At 60.7% G+C, this 19,874-nt stretch carries 17 protein-coding genes; 3 read left to right on the forward strand and 14 right to left on the reverse strand.

The features are described 5' to 3' along the window. The first annotated feature begins 19 nt into the window (after positions 1-19). The 3 genes from IP91_RS20355 (at position 20) to IP91_RS20365 (ending at position 7,090) form a co-directional block, all read left to right on the forward strand. Complete coding sequence (locus IP91_RS20355; protein WP_145651381.1) at positions 20-256, forward strand: conjugal transfer protein TraD; 237 nt, start codon at positions 20-22, stop codon at positions 254-256. Next, complete coding sequence (locus IP91_RS26820; protein ID WP_145651384.1) at positions 253-3,387, forward strand: zincin-like metallopeptidase domain-containing protein; 3,135 nt, start codon at positions 253-255, stop codon at positions 3,385-3,387. Before IP91_RS20355 ends, IP91_RS26820 begins: the two co-directional genes overlap by 4 nt. A gap of 985 nt (positions 3,388-4,372) precedes the next feature. Further along, the gene (locus IP91_RS20365) at positions 4,373-7,090 is read left to right on the forward strand and encodes a heparinase II/III domain-containing protein (RefSeq protein ID WP_145651386.1); all 2,718 of its coding nucleotides are present in this window, start codon (positions 4,373-4,375) and stop codon (positions 7,088-7,090) included. A gap of 369 nt (positions 7,091-7,459) precedes the next feature. Here IP91_RS20365 and IP91_RS20370 read toward each other — a convergent pair whose 3' ends face one another. From IP91_RS20370 to IP91_RS20435, 14 genes are all read right to left on the reverse strand, one after another. Continuing rightward, positions 7,460-7,993: a lysozyme family protein gene (locus IP91_RS20370; RefSeq protein WP_199754668.1), complete on the reverse strand. Its 534-nt coding sequence runs from the start codon at positions 7,991-7,993 to the stop codon at positions 7,460-7,462. Next, positions 7,990-9,729: a P-type conjugative transfer protein TrbL gene (trbL, locus tag IP91_RS20375; RefSeq protein WP_145651387.1), complete on the reverse strand. Its 1,740-nt coding sequence runs from the start codon at positions 9,727-9,729 to the stop codon at positions 7,990-7,992. The genes IP91_RS20370 and trbL overlap by 4 nt, the downstream gene beginning before the upstream one ends. A gap of 6 nt (positions 9,730-9,735) precedes the next feature. Continuing rightward, on the reverse strand, positions 9,736-9,966 hold the full coding sequence (gene trbK, locus IP91_RS26795) for an entry exclusion lipoprotein TrbK (RefSeq protein ID WP_145651389.1): 231 nt from the start codon (positions 9,964-9,966) through the stop codon (positions 9,736-9,738). A 12-nt stretch (positions 9,967-9,978) separates the two neighbouring features. Then, the gene (trbJ, locus tag IP91_RS20385) at positions 9,979-10,746 is read right to left on the reverse strand and encodes a P-type conjugative transfer protein TrbJ (protein WP_145651391.1); all 768 of its coding nucleotides are present in this window, start codon (positions 10,744-10,746) and stop codon (positions 9,979-9,981) included. Between the two features lie 57 nt (positions 10,747-10,803). After that, on the reverse strand, positions 10,804-12,189 hold the full coding sequence (locus IP91_RS20390; protein ID WP_229474732.1) for a TrbI/VirB10 family protein: 1,386 nt from the start codon (positions 12,187-12,189) through the stop codon (positions 10,804-10,806). Beyond that, positions 12,186-12,674 carry a conjugal transfer lipoprotein TrbH gene (locus IP91_RS20395; RefSeq protein WP_145651393.1) on the reverse strand — a complete coding sequence of 163 codons (489 nt, stop codon included), beginning with the start codon at positions 12,672-12,674 and terminating at the stop codon, positions 12,186-12,188. The genes IP91_RS20390 and IP91_RS20395 overlap by 4 nt, the downstream gene beginning before the upstream one ends. A 2-nt stretch (positions 12,675-12,676) precedes the next feature. Next, complete coding sequence (gene trbG / locus IP91_RS20400; protein WP_199754670.1) at positions 12,677-13,585, reverse strand: P-type conjugative transfer protein TrbG; 909 nt, start codon at positions 13,583-13,585, stop codon at positions 12,677-12,679. Positions 13,586-13,597: 12 nt separating this feature from the next. Continuing rightward, positions 13,598-14,344: a conjugal transfer protein TrbF gene (locus IP91_RS20405; protein WP_145651395.1), complete on the reverse strand. Its 747-nt coding sequence runs from the start codon at positions 14,342-14,344 to the stop codon at positions 13,598-13,600. Further along, positions 14,341-16,878, reverse strand: a complete 2,538-nt coding sequence (locus tag IP91_RS20410) for a VirB4 family type IV secretion/conjugal transfer ATPase (RefSeq protein WP_145651397.1) — start codon at positions 16,876-16,878, stop codon at positions 14,341-14,343. Before IP91_RS20410 ends, IP91_RS20405 begins: the two co-directional genes overlap by 4 nt. Beyond that, complete coding sequence (locus tag IP91_RS20415; protein ID WP_145651399.1) at positions 16,875-17,186, reverse strand: conjugal transfer protein TrbD; 312 nt, start codon at positions 17,184-17,186, stop codon at positions 16,875-16,877. The genes IP91_RS20410 and IP91_RS20415 overlap by 4 nt, the downstream gene beginning before the upstream one ends. 2 nt (positions 17,187-17,188) lie before the next feature. Then, positions 17,189-17,602 carry a conjugal transfer system pilin TrbC gene (trbC, locus tag IP91_RS20420; protein ID WP_145651401.1) on the reverse strand — a complete coding sequence of 138 codons (414 nt, stop codon included), beginning with the start codon at positions 17,600-17,602 and terminating at the stop codon, positions 17,189-17,191. Between the two features lie 10 nt (positions 17,603-17,612). Further along, positions 17,613-18,572, reverse strand: a complete 960-nt coding sequence (gene trbB / locus IP91_RS20425) for a P-type conjugative transfer ATPase TrbB (protein WP_145651403.1) — start codon at positions 18,570-18,572, stop codon at positions 17,613-17,615. A 168-nt stretch (positions 18,573-18,740) separates the two neighbouring features. Continuing rightward, entirely contained in the window at positions 18,741-19,109 is a 369-nt protein-coding gene (locus IP91_RS20430) for a transcriptional regulator (protein WP_145651404.1), read from the reverse strand. Positions 19,110-19,376: 267 nt separating this feature from the next. Continuing rightward, positions 19,377-19,850, reverse strand: coding sequence for a very short patch repair endonuclease (locus IP91_RS20435; RefSeq protein WP_145651406.1), 474 nt, complete (start codon positions 19,848-19,850; stop codon positions 19,377-19,379). Positions 19,851-19,874 lie beyond the last annotated feature (24 nt).

The raw sequence follows: 19,874 nt of genomic DNA on the forward strand, positions 1-19,874 counted from the left end.
ACCCCGAAAGGAGCACGCGATGCACGATCAAGCCAAGACATCCGCTGGAAAGACCGATGGCCAGGATTTGCTGAAGGACGTGGTGATGGAAAAACTGGACGACGCCTGCACGCCGGGTTTCGCCGCGCCGTTCACTCCGGAAGAGGCGCGCCTCGCGGGCGCGTTCGTCGAGGATGCCATCACCGAGGAAGACGCCGCCGAGAGCGGCATCGACCTGCCCGAAGCGCTCAGACAGGAGAAGGAGAAGAGATCATGAACGATGTCGTCAATCCGTTTGTACAGAAGGTCGCCGAGCAGCTGATCCGCCAGTTAGAGCAGGGCACCGCGCCATGGCAGAAACCATGGCAGCCGGGCGAGCCCGGCGCCGGCCTCCCCGTCAACGCCTCGACCGGCAAGCGCTACCAGGGCATCAACGCCATTCACCTGATGAGCCAGGGCTACGAGGACGACCGCTGGATGACCTACAAGCAGGCGCAGTCGGTGGGAGCGCAGGTGCGCAAGGGCGAGAAGGGCACGCCCGTGCAGTACTGGAAGTTCAGCGAAGAGCGCACCAAGACCGACGACAATGACCGGCCGGTGCTCGATGCCGAAGGCAGGCAGGTGAAGGAAACAGTGCGCCTGCCGCGGCCGGCATTGTTCATGGCGACGGTGTTCAACGCGCAGCAGATTGACGGGCTGCCGGCACCGCAGGCCAGGCCGCAGCCGGCATGGAAGGCAAGCGAACAGGCCGAAGCGATCCTGAAGGGCAGCGGTGCCACGTTCAAGAGCATCGAGCGGGACGCGGCCTTCTATACCTCGCGGACGGACGAAATCTACATGCCGTCGCGAGACCGCTTCGCGACTGCCTCGCAGTTCTACGCGACCGCGCTGCATGAACTGGGCCACTGGACAGGCCACGAGTCGCGGCTCGATCGCGACCTGTCGCATCCGTTCGGCAGCGAGGGCTATGCGCGCGAGGAGCTGCGCGCAGAGATCGCCAGCATGATCGTCGGTGGCGAACTCGGAATCGGGCACGACCCCGGCCAGCATGCCGCCTACGTCGGTTCCTGGATCAAGGCACTGCGCGACGACCCGCTGGAGATCTTCCGCGCCGCATCCGATGCCGAAAAAATAAACTCGTACGTGAAGAACCTGGCGAATATCCAGAGCCCGGAACAGCGCGCGCTCCAGGACAGCGTCGATGCGCAGAAGGTCGCCGACTTCATCGCGGCGAACCGCAACCTCCTGCCATCGAAGGTGGCTTTGAATACGCGCGAAGCAGAGCCGTCGTTGCAGTCCGTCCTGGCAGATGAGAAGCGCATGCAGGCTCTGGATGGCGAGGTGAATGAACTGCTGCGGGGCCTAAACGCGCAGCAGGTGGCAGAAACGCATGCCGTGATCCGCACGACCCTTCACCGGCCGGACGCGGTCGATGCGACGCGCGAGGCTGTGGCGGCCCAGAACGCCCTGCCAAAGCCGCCGTCGAGCGACGTCGAGGATGGGCAGCTGGTCGCCGATTTCATCGCCGCGAACGTCAACCTGCTGCCGGAGAAGGTCGCCGAGAACACGCTCGCGGCGCCGGCCGCGCTGCGTGGCATCCTCGGCGACACTGAGCGCATGGCGCACCTGGCGCTGATGACCGACACCCTGCTGGATCACATCAACCGCGCGTACGTGGACCGCACGCATGCGGTGATCGCCGAAACGCTTGGTCGCAAGGACGCACCGCAGCGCGCGGAGCGTGCGCGCGAATCCGAGGCAAGGCTGCCCGTCTGGCGGCCTTCGGAAGCCGATCAGGCGCAGCAGGTGGCGGACTTCATCGCAGCGAACCAAAACCTTCGGCCGGAGAAGATCATCGCCAACACACGTGACGCTTCGCCACAGTTACAGGCAGTGCTGCGCGATGACGTCGTAATGGAAAAGATCAGACCCCAAGTGATGGCGAAGCTGGAAGGAATCAACGAGCGCTATGTCGACAGTGCTTTCACGGTTGCGATCGAGGCCGCCCGGCGGGAAGCGCCTCGCGAGGTGGCGGACGTCCTGAATCTGCCAGCGCTGCAGGACCAGCAGGCCGAAATGGTGAAGAGGGCGGAAGCGCTGCAGCCGCAGGCCCGGCATGCGGCCGGCGTGGACGCCGGGGGGACGGCTTGGGACGCACAGCAGCGCGCATTCGAGCTGGACCAGCTACGTGAGCAGGCGGTTCGCCAGGATGTCCACAGTACTGTCGAGGACCTGGCCGGCGCCGCGGCGGTGACCAGGCAGGCGGAAGCTGCCCGTCAGCGGGCGGGGAACGACGACGCGCGTCAGTTCATCGATGCGCTGCGTGCCGCCCAGCGCCAGGGCGAACAGGCGTCGATCGTTCCGCAGAGCACGCGGGAAGAGTTTTCCGAGGTGCTGCGGAAGGCTGGTTGCGTTGTCGAGGATCAGCATCCTGTCATCGACGGCGCGGAGCATCGGATTCCGCTGCGCCAGGGCTCTTCCCAAGCGGGGCCGGCGTTCGCAGTGTATGCAGTGCAGCCGGCTGCGCAGCCTTACGGGTATGTCTTGACGCCCGAAAACGGAAACGAGGTGCACTGGCGTGGCAAGGGCTATGTCCTGGATGCGGCCGACAAGGAAGCATTGAACGAGCAGGCCGCCGGCCGTCTTCGTGAGCGGGGCGCACGTGAAGAAGCAGCGCATGAAGAGGCGGCAGAGAGGGTTCGTGAGCGGATGCGCGGGCTGCGGCCGGTCGAAGCGCCGACTCCGTACATGCTCGAAAAGGGACTTGTCCCGCAGGCTGGCGCGCTGACCGACAGCGAGGGCAAGCTGACCTGCCTGCCGTTGACCGATGTCCGCGGGAAGGTCTGGTCGGCCCAGTATGTCGATGCGGACGGCCAGGTGGGATTCGAGCCCGGCACGCGCAAGGCGGGGTGTTTCCATGCAGTAGGTGGGAGCGGAGCGTTGGCAACTGCACCAGCGCTCGTTATCGCAGCGGACTACGCTTCCGCCAGCACGCTGTCTTCGTGCCTCGGATTCGCCACCGTCGCGGCCATGGAAGCCGGCAATGTCGCCGAGGTCGCGAAGGACCTGCGGCAGCGCTATCCGGACAAGCCTGTGATCATCGCCGCGGACAGGTTGCAGCACGCCGCGCCGGAACACTCGGCTGACATGCGCTCCGAAATGCTAGAAGTTGCGGACGCGCGAGTTATCCAACCCATTTTCGCACCACGAGAAAGCGAGGATTCTCGGCGTCCGCTGGCCAGCTTTAACGATCTGGCCAGACGCAGCGAGCTTGGTAGCGATGGCGTGCGCCGACAGGCTGCGCAGGCAGTCAATGCGGAAATGAAGAAGGTTCGCGAGCACGGGGTGTCGCTTGAAGAAGTGCGTCAACAGGCCCGTGGCCGTAGGAATTCGGTGGGAACTGGTTGATGGTGTTGCGGTCATTGCTGCCACGCCATCCGGTTGTGTCGAACCATATCCTCGGCACAACCGGATTTTTAGTTCTTGGCGAGATCTGCCATTCGAAAATATCTCGGCTAGCTCTCGAGAATTTCCACGCGTGATTTTGACGCGGTTATGGACTTGCTAAAGGCAAATGATGGAAGATTCGTGTTCACTCTTTCTGCAAGCACGCTTGCAACCGACGGCGCAGGCTTTCATTCAACAGCCTTTTTATCGTGGTCAAAAATCCTGGAAGCGTACCACTAGCGGTTTGCCTTCGAAACGTGCCATGCATCGTATTCGATGCGTTTGCCGGCTTAGAACGAAATCCAAATGACGGTGGCTCGTACTCGCGCTATCTGCAAACATGCCCGCAATCCGTCGGGCCGACTTGCATCCAACGGCAACGTGCGAGCGCTAATCGCATATCTAATGATGCCTGGGCCGAGAGACGCTTCCGATCCAAAGCGCACGTTCCAGATGCTATTTATGGACTTGCTTCGACGCGTAATTTGGATTAGTTGAAAACTGCCCGCAACGATATTTCCGGATGGATCCACCTTCCAAGCTCCCGCTATTGCTCCAGGAGGGCAGGTTTTACGCCGAGAAATCTCGCAGAGTATCGCGAGCCTCTTCAACCGAACCAGAGAGGCTCGTAGTGCGCCCCGCCTCCTGTTCCAATGGCAACGTGTCTGCCGAGATCCCAGAATTTACTTTCTGTGTAATTTCATGAGGCCGACTGTTCGAATACTTTTTTTGGAGCATTCTATGCTGGCTAGTGCAATGTCCGTGGTCGCAGGAAATAACTTAAACAGTCGTCTTTTATTGCCAAGATAAAATTTGCATCGTCGACGCCCGGCGACGACTCATTTTAATATATAGTTGCGTTAGAACTAATATAGAATCGATATCACACTCGCCCAGAAGACTGCCCTTCTTACTTTTACGGTTCACTCTCGAAAAAGGATCATTCATGCGTTCAATTTTCGTTGCAACGTTGCTATCGGTGCTTGTCGGTACAGCGCACGCCGCGCCGGTAATCGAGAGTTTCAATGTTGATCATCTCAAGGTAGTAGAGGGTCAACCTGTCAAGTTGACCTGGTCGGTCAGCGGTGCCGCCACAGTCAAGCTGAACGGACAACCGGTCGCCGCCACCAGCAGTGGAACTTCTGTTACACCGCTGGGAACGGCGACGACGTTGCGGTATACGCTTGAGGCCTCCGATGGAGCTGGGAAGAATCCGGTCATCAGTACGCTCGAGTTAAGTCGCGGCACGGTACTCGAGCAGGGTTTTATTCCTTCTGCTTATTATGATGGGTGTCGTCCGCAAGAGGATACCGACTATATGGGCAAGCACGAGTACCTGCGTATCGAGCCGCGCGATTGCACCACTGTCCGGGTAGCGAACCCTTATTTCATATGGGCTCAACTCTCCGACACCGACCTTAACCGCGGCATGACCTTCACGCTCGACGGCCCGAACGGATATCACTATGAGATAAATGCGATATTGCCACGCGTAATTTTGCCTGAAAATCTTCCCGAGCCAGGCGATTATCGCTGGAACGTCAGCTACTGGACCCGTGGCGGTCAACAGCTCACGAGCCTGATACGCTCGTTCCGTTACGTAGGCAACGAGCTGCCGGACATTCCGACGGCGGCCTACGTGAAGGCGCGCATCGATGCGCGCCTTCACCCGCGCATCATCCCGCAGGTTGTCGACGATCCGCAGGGCAAGGTCATGAAGATGTCCGCAGTCGATGCAGCAATCCGCGCTAGCGAACTGAAGACATCATATGCCAATTACCTTGCCTATGCGGAGCAGCAACTTGGCGTTCCCCTTACTACGCTGCCCGAGCCCGATCCAACCAAGAACATCATGGATCAGGCCAGTGTCGTCATCAGGCCCATCGAAGCATTCATCATGGCAGCGCTTGTGCGTGGCGACATCCGATATCACAACGAAGCTATAAGCCGGCTCAAACTGCTCGCCGCATGGAATCCTGAAGGCTTATCCGGTGACGTCCCGGGGGGCGACGACCAAGCCAACCGAGCAATCATGCGCACGCTTGCACTGGGGCTCGACGCGCTTTACTACAACATGAGCAAGGCCGATCGCGACTTGCTAATCCGGCCGATCAACATACGGCTTGAGCAGAACATCGTGCGCATGCGCGATCTTCATACTAATCCCTACAATTCCCATTTGCTGACGGCTGCCCTGTATTCAGTGCAGACGCTGATGCATGCCGCCAATTCGGTAGGTGAGCATGAGGTATTCGAACAGGGCGATTTGCATGGCGACCGCTGGGAGGTTGCGTGGAACACGCTGGTCACCTCTATCGGCACATGGCGCGGGGGAACCGACAGCGCCTTCGGGAATAGCATTTACTATGGTTGGATGACGGTGAATTCTTATGCCACCTCGTTTGCGGCATTCCAGTTGCTGACCGGTGTCGACCTCAGTCATTTGCCGGCAACTGACCGGTTCGGCGAGAACTTCTACGCACTGACGCCGCGGTTACGCTCGAACAAGGTGCGGGGCGCATTCGGCGACGGTAATGAAGATGTCGGTACGTATTTTTCATATGCCTGGAATACCTATCGCACGCTGGCTCATGTCTCGCAGAATCCGCTCGACGAGTGGTACTACCGGGACGGGATCGCTGCCACACTAAGCAATCCAATGCCCGTCTATGCATCTTTCTACGAGTATTTCCTGACTGGCAAATATCCGGCGGTAGCGCCAGCGCACGAACCGTCGTTGCGGCCGACGTTCTTGTTCGAGGATGCCGGGGTTGTCGCGATGCATAGCAACACTATCGATCCCAAGCGGTCCAGCCTGTTTTTCCGGTCCAGCAGACTGGGCTCGTACAATCACAATCATGCCGACAACAATGCGTTCACCTTTGTCTCCAAAGGCAAGAACGCGTTCATATCCGGTGGCGTCTACAAGAGTTTCGAGGGGACCTTGCAGGAATACGTGACGCGCGCAACACGCTTTAAAAATGCGCTGACGTTCGATGCTGGAGAAGGCTACAACGACGCCGGCATCGGCCAAGCCGAGCGCGTGCCGACACCAGTCGCGGCGGGTAATCCTGCATACACGAAAGTGGCACACGGTAAGCTGATCAATTTCTACGACTCTCCCTCGAGCGACTGGGCCATCACGACAGGCGATGCCACAGGCGCCTACCAAGGGCAGATATTGCCAGGTTCGTTCACGCCAGTGCTGACGAACGCGGTGCGGACGGTTGCCTATAACCGAGCCAAGGGCATCGCACTGATCTACGACTGGGCGGACAGCGCCATCGCACGCCGCTGGCGTCTAAATTACCAGACATTGGTCACGCCGCAGATCCAGTCAGCTCGGCAGTTCAAGCTCGATCTCGGTGACGCCATTTCAGTTTGTCTGATGTACCACGGACTTAAAGGCACCTACGCGACGGAGGATATGGACACGATCTACCCGCTATACGATCCGAAGTTCGTGCCCGGGGAAAAGCAGTACCACACCACATATACGACCAATGAACGCTCCACACAGTTCGCCGGGTTGGCAGTGGTGACAGAAAACTGCACCAGCAATCCGGCCGTCATTGTTTCGTTCCAGACGAGCATACGGATGCTTGTTCAGGTCGGCGACAGCTGGCTGCTATTCGACAAACGTAAGGTACAGATATCTGAGTGATGTGCGAGATTTTGTGCATGGGTGGACAGCCGCCGCGTCAGGAACAGCCGTAGCGGGAGTCCTTTGACAGGCCAGACCGGCAACCACCGGCTCCCGGCACGAAACCAATGTCTCGCCTTGCGCGTCACTCCCAGTAAATCGAACTAGGCGCGCCGGGGCCTCCTCGATCGACAGCAGTGAATCGCCCCGGCTTCCTAAAGGACTGGTCGACTTTTTCAGCATTCCGCTCCCTTTGTAGACTGGGTCATTTCCCTAGGTACCATAGGGAGTGGAAGGCTCTCGTTCGGATATGTATTCGAGCCAGCTGTGTGCGAAGGGAGGGCGCTGGCTACCGCTAAGGGCATGGTTTTAAGTGTGCCGGCCACGATTCTAGCCTGAGGACCGAGTGATCATTCTGGGAACGTATCTATCCTGCGACCGAATTCCCTCCCTCCATTCGTTTGACGGACGTGGCGGTGCGTTCGACGATGTAGGTGCGGTTGATTTCGATGCCTGCAGCCATGCCGCCCATTCCGCGCCGCGTGCGATGAGTTTTCGCCTGTACGTTTGGTTAAATACCGGCGTACGCGAATGATAGTTAGCGACGCGTGTCCAGAAGTCCCCGCTGTCCTGCATCAGATGCCGTCGCAGGCGCCATGCAGCAAGGTGAAAGGGATAGCACCCGGTATCAGCGACATCCGCCTCGGTGATGCCGTACCGTGATAACGAACGGATGTATCGAGTGTTGAACTGCATCGGTCCGATATCGCTGCTTCCGTTGGTGTTCGCCACCCGCTGCCCGGGCCTGCCATTCTCCACTGCGGCCACGGCCAGCAGGATATGCGTCGGGATGCGGTAACGACCGGCTGCTTCGATTGAACAGGTAACCATCACTGCCGCATCGCTGGAGGGCAGGTCGATCATGTGTTGTCTCCGTCCGGCCCATGCTTGCCATCCCGGAACGCCGCCACTTCGGCCGCACGGTCCACTGTTTCGTTGGAAGCGGAGATGGAGTTTGTCTGCATGGCTGCCGCGGGCGACGACGAGGATTTTACGGCGGAGTCCCGGCGGGCCTTGATGGCCGTGGCCATCTTTCCGCCGATGGTCTCGGAAATGCGCTGCCTGGCGTTGCCGATCATGTTTCCCGCACCTTTCATGCCCACGTCGAACGCGCCGATCCCAAGATTGGCGACGGTACCCGCCGCGATCCTGCCAGCTTTTCCGGCAGCTTTCGCAAGGCCGCTACCTTCGGAATTTCGTGCGCTACGCGTTGCATCCCCACCGCCACCTTTCTTAGGTACGGAACTGTCCTCCGACGGCTGCGATGCTGTTGACGGTGCAGAGCCCTGATCCTTGCTACTTGCCTGCGTGGCGCTGTCCGAAGTACTGGCAGCGGGGCTGGAGCCATCGCCTCCAGCTTTGGACGATTCGCCAGCTGCACCGGCGCTTTTCTCGGCGAGAGCCTGAGCGATTTCCGCACTATGGCTGGACGCTCCGCCCACGGCCCTGCCAAAAGAAGTGGACTCCAGCGCGGCCGAGCTGTTTGCGAAATTGCCGCCGCCACCGGATGGCGGAGCTAGGAAGTCGCGTGCGGACGATCCGCCACCGGCATCCTGCGTGGCTTTCGAAAATGCTGCCATCAATGCCTGGGTGCCGCCGCCGATGTTGGCCGCTGCCGAAGCGAAAGCTGCTCCCGCCGTTGCGGCTGCGGCACCGGCCATCGTGGCGGCGGCAACTGCCGCGCCCGCGCCGTATCCACTTCCTAGGGCGCCGGTGCCTCCGCCCGATGCTAGCCCGCCAATGAAGCCCGGAACCTTATTTACCAATCCGAGGAGGACAATCGATGCGACCATCAGGACAGCCATTTCCTTCAATCGAAAGTCCGCGCTCATTTCTCCGTAGATCGTGATGATCAGGCTTGTGCCGGCACCCACGATCAATACCATCGCCATCAGTTGCGCGGCGATGTTCAGAACGGTCCGGAAGTAGGCTATCGCGAAATCCGAGGTCCATTTGGAGCCGCCGAATCCAAGGAAGAATACGCCGGCATATGCCAGCATCCACCCACAGATGAGCAGGATTAACATGTTCAGGGCGATGAGTGCCATCACTATTAGAATGATGATGCAAAGCAGGATTCCGACGGCGCTGGAAAAGGGCGACCACACTGAGGATTTGCTGATGACCATGTCGAACATCGTGAACGCTATGTCCATTACGCCACTTGGAGACGGGAGATTTGCAGTAGATGCAGGGAGGCCCGCGCCGGCGGCACCTGCGTTCGCGGCATCGCTGCCAATGGCGCGCATCGAATTGATGATGCCGACGGCGAACCGAGGGCCATTGTCGAGCAGCCACCAGAAGAAGCCCACAAACATCGTGAAGCGAATGAATTCGGCAAAAAACTCAGACGTATCCGCTTTGCGAAGCGCCATCATTCCAAAAGTCCAGACCATGCTGATCAACGCGAGAGTCCAGAACAGCCATGTCGCCCGTGCGGAAATAGTAGCTGCCCAGAACGTGACAATCTGCGCATATCGATCCTGTACCCGATCCAGTACGTTCGCCGAGGAGATATCCGCGTGTGCCGAAACGGAATATGCGCACAGCACCACGCATAAAACGCCCAGCACCTGGTATTTCGTGCGAAATGCTTCCATGGCGATTCACCAGGTTCGTGGAACTGATTGTTCGAATGTTGGCCGTCGCGCGCACATGTCGATCATCTTGTTTCGACGGCGCTTGTCCTGGATCCGATCGATGTTTTCCTTCTGACACGAGATGGCAGTTGCTTCCGGCAGGGCATCGTCATTGATGCCATGATCGGAGCATGCGCAAACACAGGCTACGCTTGCGAACAGCGCAACCGTCCGTAACACGCAAAGAGCTGGCTTCATCGGGAACCTCCCTTACCAGGAGCGCTGGACGCTTGGTTCAAAGCGGGGTGCAAGGACTCGCGCATCCGCAGCTCGTGCCAGTGCTTCCCTGTCAGCCTGCGCCTGGTTGCGCGCAGCCAGCGCGTTCTGTTCCGCGACCATCAGCGCCCGGATCTGCAGCAGTTGGTTGGCCTGCTGGCTCGCGAGCTGGTTCGCGTAGCCTATGGCCTGCATCTGGCCGGACGCGCCCTGCGCGGCGCTTTGCAGCCGCTCCAGTTGCCGGGCGTCCGACTGCAGCGCATCCTGCTGCTGGTCGATGGCGCGGAACAGGGCGTCATTGCTGCGCTTCTGCGCCTGAGAGCCCAGTTCCTGAGACGCGCTGAGCGCATCCCAGTCGGCCTGCGAACACCGTCCGCCGGAAAAACATGGGGACTGCCTGTAGCCCGCAGTGTCGTGGAACCTTCCGAGATAGTTGTCGAGGCTGCCCAACGTGTTCTTGTAATGCTGCAGCGTGTCGGTAGCCCTGCGCAAGCCGTCCATCGTGTTCTGCGCGGCGTCCCAGACGTTGGCGACTGGCGCCGTCGTGTTCTGCAGCATGTTGCGGTACTGCTCCAGCTGGGTCTGGTACTGCTGGATCTGCTTCGCAGTCTGCAGCATCGCCTGAAGGGCGCTGATGAGGTTCTGCGACAAATTGCCCGCGTCGAACACGGGTATGCCGGTAGCGTGGACTGGCCCGGTGACGGTGTGCATGCCAACGGCGATGGCGATGGCCAGTAGTGCTGGGCGGAGAAAGCGTTTCATGTCAGCCTCCTTGGTGGAATGACGTGTGCATTGGGCCAGTGCGCACAACTGGGCCGCTCAATAATCGAACGGGCGGTACGGTTTCGAGAACGTCAGGTCTTTCGTGACGACGACGTTGAACCGGTAGCCTGGCCGGATCTCCAGCGTCGGCGCGATGCTCATGTTCTTGGCGATCATCTGCGCAGTCGCCATTCCAAGTTGCTGCCCCAGCGCTTCACTCATGGCGCTGCGCGCGCTCTGGCGGTCGTTGTACGTGGCATCGGGCTGGCTGATGGCGATGCCGGCAGTGACACCGGACATGAGCAGCGCCGATCCGAAGATGCGGAAGTAATGGTTGTTGGTCCTGTCCGTGAAACCGGCGTAGCCCGCGCCATCGGCACCCGGCAACGCGTCCAGGTCGAGAGCCTTCCCGTCGGGGAAGATGATGCGCTGCCACGCGACCAGCACACGCGCCTGTCCATAGGCGACGTCACTGGAGTACCGGCCGACCAGCCGTGATCCTTGGGGAACCAGTTTCCAGCGGCCGGTGGCGGTATCGAAGACGTCCTGGCTCACCTGGCCGATGATGAAACCCGGCAGGTCGGAATTGATGCCGGAGATGAGGATCGCCGGGATGACGAAGCCGGCCCGCAACTCGTACGGGGAGCGTGGGGCTTCCACGACCTGGTCATGCTGCCAGCGATCTTTTGCGCCGGAGCCGGAGAACTGGCTGTAGTCGCTGCGCCGTGTTACGGCTGGCGCCTGGTCGGGAGCCAGTCCCTGTGCCCCCGCGTCCGCGGGCACGACACCGGCGGCACGTATCTGCTGCAGCCTGGCCTGGAACTGTGCGGCCGGATCTTCCCGCATCTGGGCATCGATCTGCTGCTGCACAGCGTCGATGCGCGCGACGGCGTCATCGCGTGTCAGGGGAGCCATCGATTGCGGTCCCGTGGCTTTCGAGGAGGCGGCGCTGCGTGGTGCGGTGGCCTGCACGGTGGTGCGCGCCTTCACGGCCTCCTCGAACTGGTGGATTTTTTCGCTGCGCAATCGGGTGCGCAACTCGTCTCCAGCCGGATCGGTCGATAGCGGCCTGGCCCCGGGCGGCAGCGGTGGCGCGTCCAGGTTCTCGGCCTGTACTGGCGCCGGCTGCGAAGGCTCCGGAGGAATGACGGGCCTCGTGGCTGGTGCAGTGGCAGCCACCTGGCCGTCCTTCACGGGCCCAGCTAGCTGGTCCGCGAGCGATTTCGTGTTGCCTGTCCTGACCTGGGCCGGCTCCGGGGGCCTGGCCTGCTTTTCGGCGCGGTCCGCCGCCACCGTTGCCATGATCGTCAGGAAGATGGCAAGCAGTCCACCGACGATATAGACGGGAAGATTGTTGACGCGGCGAACCCCGGTCCGGGCCGGGATCCTGCGCGGCGAATGGTCGGGGGACATCTCCGATGGATTGACCGGGGTGGCGCTCATGGCAGCTCTCCATGCAGCCAGGCGCCTGTCGGCCGTAGCGTATCTTGGTGCAGTACGTAAGCGCGGCTGATGCGGTGGTGCCCCGCATCCAGCGTCAGGTAATAGGCACCGTTCTGATCGACAGTGCCCAGTAGATACCGGACAGGTATGTCGGCAGGAGCGGCGTCTGCTGGCATGCCTTGCCGTGCGTCGGCTGCACCGGTGCCGGCCGACGATGCAGGCGGAATTTCACGGAGCTCGTAGCCGGCGGCACGCAGTGCCTCTGCCAATGTACCGGGAAAGCCCGCGTCAGCGCGCTGGCGCAGCGCGAAACGGGTGCTCGCCGCCGGATAGTAGGCCTGCAACTGCTTCGCCGCGTCGGCGGCGAGCTGCCGTGCGTCCACGGTGCCTGGCAGCACTGCGTCATCCAGTTCGTTGTTCGCAACAGGCGTAGTGGTGCATGCGGATGTCACCAGCAGCACCACGATGACTGACAGTGTGCGCATGATCACTTCTCCCGTGTGATCGTAATGCGCTGCTGGCCATCGCCGACGCCAGCGACCAGGATCGCCTTGTCGAACACCGTGTCGACGATGTAGCGGTCGCCTTGCACACGATAGTTCACCAGCACCGTCTCGGCATCGGAAAACCAGCCGCCATCCTTGCGGACGACCAGCAGCGTGGGCGCTTCTGTCTGGGCCATCGCGCGGGCCATCTGGATAACAGTCTTGCTGCCGTCGTTGTAGACCCGCACCGGCTTCCACGACGCGCTGCCGCCGATCGTGTAGCTGAAACTCAGGTCGCCCAGATACTCGCCCGTTTGCGGAATCGTGCGGTCCTCTTTTACCTTGGCTTCGCGCTGGCGCAGGGCCTCCCACTTTGCCGCGGCCTCGTCGGCGTAGGTGAATGCGACTCGCGCCATGAACTCCGTGCGATGGGAGCGCAGCCGGAAGTGATAGGTGCGGCGGTTCGTTGTCACGATCAGGGACGTCTCCAGGGCAACGTCCATCGGCTTGATGATCAGGTGCTGGACCTCCGCCGCGCCGCTGCCGGTGATCGCCGGTTCGACCAGCCAGCGTGCCGTGTCGCCCAGGTGGATCGAGTTCACCTGCTCGCCAGCCTGCAGCTCGACATCGCACACCTGCAGCACCGCGCAGACGATGCTTGGCTGCTGCGCTCCGTACAGGTAGCGGATGGTGCCGTCAGTGCCGGCGACCGGCCTCGAGCCGGGGCCACCGCCACGCCACTGCTGGGAGATCGACAGCGCGTCCTGTTCGGACTGCGTCAGCCGCGGGCTTTTCGTATTGAAGTACTGGTCCGCCAGGGATTTTTCAGGCGGAACCGCGCTGGCGATTCCGCAGACGGACAGCGTAGCCAGCAACGCCGCTACGGTTTGGATCAAAGGAGCAGGTTTCATCGCAGCCTTCCTTCACAGGAGCTTGGACCAGGAGAAGTCGCGCACGTGGATGCCGAGCGGGTTGTTGCGGATATCCTCTTCCGTAGTGCTCGGCGTTGGCGCCGTCGTGTACACCGTCACCAGTGCGCGCATCTGGTACGGCTTGCCCTTCACCACACCCTGGCGATCACGGACCGTCTCCGTCCAGTCGACCTGCCACGTGTCGGCGGTCTGCGGCAGCACGGAGACGATTTCGGTACTGGCGGTCTCATTTGCAGCCCGACGGAAGGGGCTGTTCTCCTCGCTTCCGTTGAGCCATTCGTTCGCCCGGGCTGTCGCGGGATCGTTCGGCGCGAGCATCGCATACACCCGGAAGACGGCCTTGCGCTGCAGGGCGATATCGGGTGTGACGAGACGGATGTCGCCAATGAAGGCGGCCACCGCCGCGTGGATCACGCGCGGGTCTGCCGGCGCGGCTTTCTGCGCCGGCGCCACCGCCAGGGGCTGGCCAAGCCTGTCCACCTGGACCACATAAGGCACGAAACGGGTCTGGCTGCCGATGTGTATCATGCCCCCGACCGCCGCCAGGGCGACGAGAAGGGACAGGATGCACAGCAGCTGCCAGTTGCGCCGCGCTGCCACGACGCCGCCGACGTGTTCGTTCCATGTCCGCCGGGCGGACAGGTACGGATTGTCGTTTTCCCCCTCGCGGCGTCCACCTTCCACCAGCGCAGGATTTTCGCGGGCGATCAGCCGTTTCAGGAACATGGGTGCATTCATGATGCCGCTCCGAAGTGGTCGAGGGACAGGCCGCGCAAAGCAAGCCATGCGTGGATCCAGTCATTGCCGTGCTTCGCCTCCAGCGCCTGGATCTGCGCGATGGAGTCCTTGTCGGTCGCGCCGGCGAACGCCAGCGTCAGGGGCCCGAGGGCCAGGTCGTACAGCCTTCGCCCGCTTTCTGAGACCAGGTAGTACTGCCGCTTGGGCGTTGCCGTGGCGATGATCTCGATCTGCCGGTCGTTCAGGCCCATGCGGCGGTACAGGGCCGTGGCATCCTCGTCGCGAGCGTAGACGTTTGGCAGGAATATTTTCGTCGCAGTGGATTCCAGGATCACGTCGAAAATTCCCGAGTTGGAAGCGTCGGACATGTTTTGAGTTGACAACAACACCAGGCAGTTAGCCTTTGCCAGGGTCTTGAGCCACACGCGGAGACGAGTGCGAAATGCAGGGTGGCCGAGCGATATCCAGCCTTCGTCGATGATGATGCCTGCCGGCTGTCCATGCAGCCCACGCTGGATGCGACGAAACAGGTAAAGGAGCACCGGCAGCGCATATTTGTCCCCGAGGCTCATCAGATCCTCGATTTCAAACGTTGTGAACTCGCTCAGCGACAGCCCGTCTTCCTCGGCATCGAGCAGGTGGCCCATAGCTCCATCGACTGTGTATTGACGCAGTGCTTCGCGGATCTGTTCATCCTGGATCGTCAGCGAGAATTCCGACATCGTGCGCGCGCCGCTCGCATGCATGTTCATGATCGCATTGCCGATCTCGTTGCGCTGTGCGGCGGTCGTGTGAACATCATTCAGAGCCAGGATCGTGTCGATCCATTCCATTGCCCACGCACGGTCTGTCTTCGACGCCAGGAATTGCAGCGGACAAAAGGCGAGGCGGTCGTCGTCACCAGCAAGCCGGAAATGCCTTCCGCCCATGGCCTTGGTAACCGGATAGAGCGCCATGCCGTAGTCGAAAGCATAGATTGTCATTCCCGGGTAGCGGCGAAGCTGGGCGAGGATCAGCGCGAGATGAGTCGATTTACCAGCTCGCGTCGGGCCGAACATGAATGTATGTCCGAGGTCGCGAACGTGCAGGTTGAAGCGGAAGGGCGTCGAACCATGTGTCACGCAATGCATGAGTGGTGGCGCCGCAGGGGGATACATCGGGCAGGGAGCCACGGCGTCGCCTGTCCAGATGGTGCTGGTCGGAAGGAGGTCGGCCAGGTTCATCGTGTTGATCAGGGGGCGGCGCACGTTCTCCACCGCGTGTCCTGGCAGGCTGCCGAGGAATGCGTCCATCGTGTTGATGGTCTCGATGCGCGTCGCAAAACCCAGCCGGTGGATCGCCTTTTCGATCTTCCGCGCTTCCGCTTCGAGGTGTTCGCGGTTCTCGTGCATCAGCACCACCACGTTCGTGTAGAAGCCTTCCGCCACCAGGTTGCTGTTGACTTCCGCAATCGCAGCCTCCGCGTCGGCGACCATTGCCACCGCGTCCTGGTTGACGGAGGTGACGTGGGTGTTGAACACCTGGTCGAAGAAGCCCCTGATCTTCTGCTTCCATTTCTTGCGGAATTTGTCGAGGTGATTCGCCGCCTCGTCCGCATCCATGAAGATGAAGCGTGACGACCAGCGGTATTCGCAGCCCAGCTCACCGAGAGCCGTGAGCATGCCGGGCGTTGATTCGAGCGGGAAGCCTTCGACCGCCACCACCTGCACGAATTTCCGGCCGATTTTTGGCACGACCCCGCCGAACACTTCCTGGCCACCCAGGACAGCGTCCAGGTACATCGGGTTCGCGGGTAGCTGGACCGGCTGGTGGATGCCGGTGATGCAGTATTGCAGCCAGCCCAGTAGTGCGTCGTACGTACAGGTCGTACCGTCCTCGTTCTGGAATTCCTGCCCGGCCAGGCGGGTCATCCGGATACTGGCGGACAGGCGTGATTCGAAGCTGGCGCAGTCCCGCCGGAATGTGTCGATCAGGCCCCGCGTGCGGACATGCCTGTCGGGCGAGGGGGTCTCGTCGTCGAACATCAGTTCGACGAAGCGGCTCTGCGCCAGGAGGGGAGGGAAGTAGGTCAGCGAAAGGACGAAATAACCTTCATACATCGTGCCGATCCGTTCGAACAGGCGCCGACGTTCCTCGTCGATTGCGGCCGACACGGGGTCGGGGAAATACGATCGAGCCGGCTCCATGTAGCCAGGAGCTGGCCGGCGCACTGCATCGACATGCACCATCCATCCGCTGCCAAGGCTGGAAAGTGCCTGGTTGATGCGGAACGAAATATTCTCTCGCTGGGTGTCCGTGCTGCTGGCATTGTCCTCTCCTTCGTATAGCCACGCGGCGATGAAGGAGCCATTCTTGCCGACGATGATGCCGTCGTCGACCATCGCGGCGTAGACCAGCAGATCGGCAAGCGCAGGCTCGCCGGAGCGATGCTTGGCGAGCCTGCCTGTGGTGTCAACCGCACGGACACGGCCAAACAGCATCGCAAGCATCGCAGTGCCGAGCGCTGAAACACCGAAGGTGATCGGTTCGATCATTTGAATTGCCTCGCCTCGCGGCTGCTGTTGTTCCGAAAGGGCGTGCTGCGCGCCGGATAGTATTTGCGATAGCGCCGATGACGCAGGTAGACGCGCCGCATCTGCGGATCGTGCCTGGCCATCAGCCGGCAGCCGTAGAGGGCGCCGAACCAGAGCGCCAGTCCGACCAGCGTCGCGCGGAACTCCTGTGCGCTGAACACCAGCGCGAATGCCAGGAGACCCGCGAACATCACCAGTTCGCGGTCGCCCCCCATGAACAGGCTGGGGCGATTGCCCGCACGATGGATGGGAATGGCACGCAGGGACATGATCAGGCCATCCGCCAGATAGGCATGCCGTGGTGAGGCTGATCGGGCAGGTCCAGTTGCGCGACTTCCGCACCGCGGGCGAAGAAGGTGCTCATCACGTTTTGCGCGCCCACGATCAGGGCCATGACCAGCACGATGAAAATCATCGTGCGGAAAAACGCGTTCAGGTCACCGCCGAAGATCAGCACGGAGCCGCTGATGACGATGCCCACGAGCGAGACGGCGAATGCCACGGGACCCGTAACGGAGTTGCGCAGGTTTTCCAGCCAGCTCTCGTAAGGCAGCGACCCGCCCGTGCCAACGCTCGCATGCGCGTGCTGGGACCAGATCAGCAGCGCGAGGGACAGGGCGAGCAGCACGCCTGCGTGGACCTGCACCCGGGATCTGTACAGATGAGAGTGGATAAGTTTGTTCATGATCGACTCCTCACATTGGGGTTGTGTTGTAATGCCCGTCGCGGTAGCCATCGACCTGCAGGATCTGCTGGACGAAGCGGCCCTCAGGCGTTCGGCTGATATGCACGATCAGGTGGATGACCTCACCGATCAGGTGCTCGATGTCGCCGGGGGCTGACGGATTGCGCGAGATGAGTGACTTCAGGCGCAGCAGGGCCGCTATGGCGTTGTTGGCGTGCAGGGTGGCCGCGCCGCCTTCGTGTCCGGTGTTCCAGGCATCCAGGAGATCGAGGGCCTCCGGGCCGCGGACTTCGCCGACCAGAATGCGGTCGGGGCGCATGCGCAGGGCGGTGCGGATCAGCGCAGTCATCGTCACATCCATCGACGTGTGGTACTGGACGAAGTTCTCTGCGGCGCACTGGATCTCGCCGGTGTCTTCGATGATGAAGATTCGCTCGGCCGGGTCGGTGGCCACCATGTCATGGATGATGGCGTTAATGAGAGTTGTCTTGCCCGATCCGGTGCCGCCGGTGACGAGGATGTTTCGGTGAGCTGCGGTAGCGAACTGGATGATGTCGCGCTGGTCGCTGGTCATGATTCCGTCCGCCACGTACTGATCCAGCGTGTAGATGCCGATTGCTTTCTTGCGGATCGCGAAAGTAGGGGAGAGGACGACTGGTGGAAGCTGGCCAGCAAAACGGGAGCCATCGAGCGGCAGCTCACCTTCGAGGATCGGCTTTGTGCGAGTGATTTCCTTGCCGTGGTAGCCGGCGACGGTCTTGATGATGGCTTCTGCCTGCGCCATGCGCAGGGAGCCGATGCAGCGCATTGGTTCACCCAGGCGCTCCTGCCATAGCTTGCCGTCGGCGTTGAGCATGATCTCGACGGTGCGTGGATCGTGCAGCGCAGACATGAGCAGCGGGCCCATGTCGCGTTCGAGCTTTGCTCTCGCACGGTCCTTCAGCGTCGCGATGTCTGCTGCGTCTGACATGATGCCCGCCTTTGCAAAGTTGGCATGGTTGCCTTCATTGCAAAGGCTATACCGCTACTGTGGGCGCGGGCTGATCTGGCGCAAAGGTGGCTACTGTTTTTCGGTAAATCGTGTGTAGGGAAGAAGCTAACTAACGGAAGCGCCGCGTATCGAGCGGCTGGGCGATCGTCACTTTTTCGCGATGTCGATTTTTTTGACGTTGTCTTCGTGCCATTGGCGGACGGTGAAAGCCTGAAAGTCGGTCAGGATTGCGGAAACATGTATGAAGCCGTCAGGAAGAAGCCGCCAAGGTGTTTCACCGGCGAGCGACTCTAGCGTCTTTTTATCGAGATCCGTGGTTTCGAGCAATGCTGGCAGCGAGGTTTGCAGCGCGGCGGCGATCGCTTCAAGGATCTTGAGAGAAGGATTTGCCTTGCCGTTTGTAAGATCGGAGAGGAACGAAACCGAGATGCCAGCATGGTCGGCTAGATCGTTTTTCGTCATGCCAAGGATGTCCAGCAAGCGGAGCACGTTAGTGAAAAAAATCTGGTTATACATGGGTCGCCCCTTTAGCGGCTAAACTATGGCGGCAAAATATGGGAAACCTATGATTGGCACAGCCTGCAGTGCCAATCAACATACTCGCCGCGTCAATCGTACTCAGGTAGAGACAATTGTTTTTGCATTTCACTGGACGCGAATGCGAAATGAATTTAACAGCATCTGGCAAGTCACCGCATCAAAATCAGATGGGGCATTGAGCGGTACAGACTAGTCAAGTGCCTAATCGAGCTTCAACTTTCATTGTGTCTCGAAGCGATCTGGCTAATCCATGCACTTGGGAATGCCTTCGTTGTTAGGCAATGATAGGGGGGGCAGCTCCCCGGAGCGGATCGCCAAGTTAAGTCTATGGGCAGTGTCTGCTGTCTTGCTAGGATTTACCTCGCATTCCCAGACTACGAAGACGCGCCACCCTAGGTCTCTAAGGAGGCCTGTGACGCGTCTATCCCTTTGCATGTTCTTCTCGAACTTTTCGATCCAAAACACGGTGTTGCTCTTCGGAGTAGTTGCTACCTTGCAATTCTCGTGCCTGTGCCAAAAGCAGCCGTGGACAAAGACTACAGCCTTATGGCGTGGAAAGACCATATCGGGTTTGCCAGGCAGGTCGTTGCTGTGCAACCGATAACGAAGGCCTAGGCGATGGAGGGCCCGCCGCAAGGCGAGCTCCGGCTGGCTGTCCTTGCCGCGGATCCGGGACATCCGCTCCGACCGCTGTGCTGGGGTCAGGGAATCCACCATCTATTATTCTTCTCCAGCTCCTGC

The sequence above is a fragment of the Pseudoduganella lurida genome (assembly GCF_007830455.1).
GTDB lineage: Bacteria > Pseudomonadota > Gammaproteobacteria > Burkholderiales > Burkholderiaceae_D > Rugamonas > Rugamonas lurida.

Excerpts from the sequence above, each read along its gene's own strand:
- IP91_RS20370 (WP_199754668.1), bottom strand. The coding sequence starts at position 7,993 with ATGATCGACCTGCCCTCCAGCGATGCGGCAGTGATGGTTACCTGTTCA.
- trbK (WP_145651389.1), bottom strand. The coding sequence starts at position 9,966 with ATGAAGCCAGCTCTTTGCGTGTTACGGACGGTTGCGCTGTTCGCAAGC.
- IP91_RS26820 (WP_145651384.1), top strand. The coding sequence starts at position 253 with ATGAACGATGTCGTCAATCCGTTTGTACAGAAGGTCGCCGAGCAGCTG.
- IP91_RS20410 (WP_145651397.1), bottom strand. The coding sequence starts at position 16,878 with ATGATCGAACCGATCACCTTCGGTGTTTCAGCGCTCGGCACTGCGATG.
- trbJ (WP_145651391.1), bottom strand. The coding sequence starts at position 10,746 with ATGAAACGCTTTCTCCGCCCAGCACTACTGGCCATCGCCATCGCCGTT.
- IP91_RS20430 (WP_145651404.1), bottom strand. The coding sequence starts at position 19,109 with ATGTATAACCAGATTTTTTTCACTAACGTGCTCCGCTTGCTGGACATC.
- trbC (WP_145651401.1), bottom strand. The coding sequence starts at position 17,602 with ATGAACAAACTTATCCACTCTCATCTGTACAGATCCCGGGTGCAGGTC.
- trbG (WP_199754670.1), bottom strand. The coding sequence starts at position 13,585 with ATGAAACCTGCTCCTTTGATCCAAACCGTAGCGGCGTTGCTGGCTACG.
- trbL (WP_145651387.1), bottom strand. The coding sequence starts at position 9,729 with ATGGAAGCATTTCGCACGAAATACCAGGTGCTGGGCGTTTTATGCGTG.
- IP91_RS20390 (WP_229474732.1), bottom strand. The coding sequence starts at position 12,189 with ATGAGCGCCACCCCGGTCAATCCATCGGAGATGTCCCCCGACCATTCG.
- IP91_RS20395 (WP_145651393.1), bottom strand. The coding sequence starts at position 12,674 with ATGCGCACACTGTCAGTCATCGTGGTGCTGCTGGTGACATCCGCATGC.
- IP91_RS20435 (WP_145651406.1), bottom strand. The coding sequence starts at position 19,850 with ATGGTGGATTCCCTGACCCCAGCACAGCGGTCGGAGCGGATGTCCCGG.
- IP91_RS20355 (WP_145651381.1), top strand. The coding sequence starts at position 20 with ATGCACGATCAAGCCAAGACATCCGCTGGAAAGACCGATGGCCAGGAT.
- trbB (WP_145651403.1), bottom strand. The coding sequence starts at position 18,572 with ATGTCAGACGCAGCAGACATCGCGACGCTGAAGGACCGTGCGAGAGCA.
- IP91_RS20405 (WP_145651395.1), bottom strand. The coding sequence starts at position 14,344 with ATGAATGCACCCATGTTCCTGAAACGGCTGATCGCCCGCGAAAATCCT.
- IP91_RS20365 (WP_145651386.1), top strand. The coding sequence starts at position 4,373 with ATGCGTTCAATTTTCGTTGCAACGTTGCTATCGGTGCTTGTCGGTACA.
- IP91_RS20415 (WP_145651399.1), bottom strand. The coding sequence starts at position 17,186 with ATGTCCCTGCGTGCCATTCCCATCCATCGTGCGGGCAATCGCCCCAGC.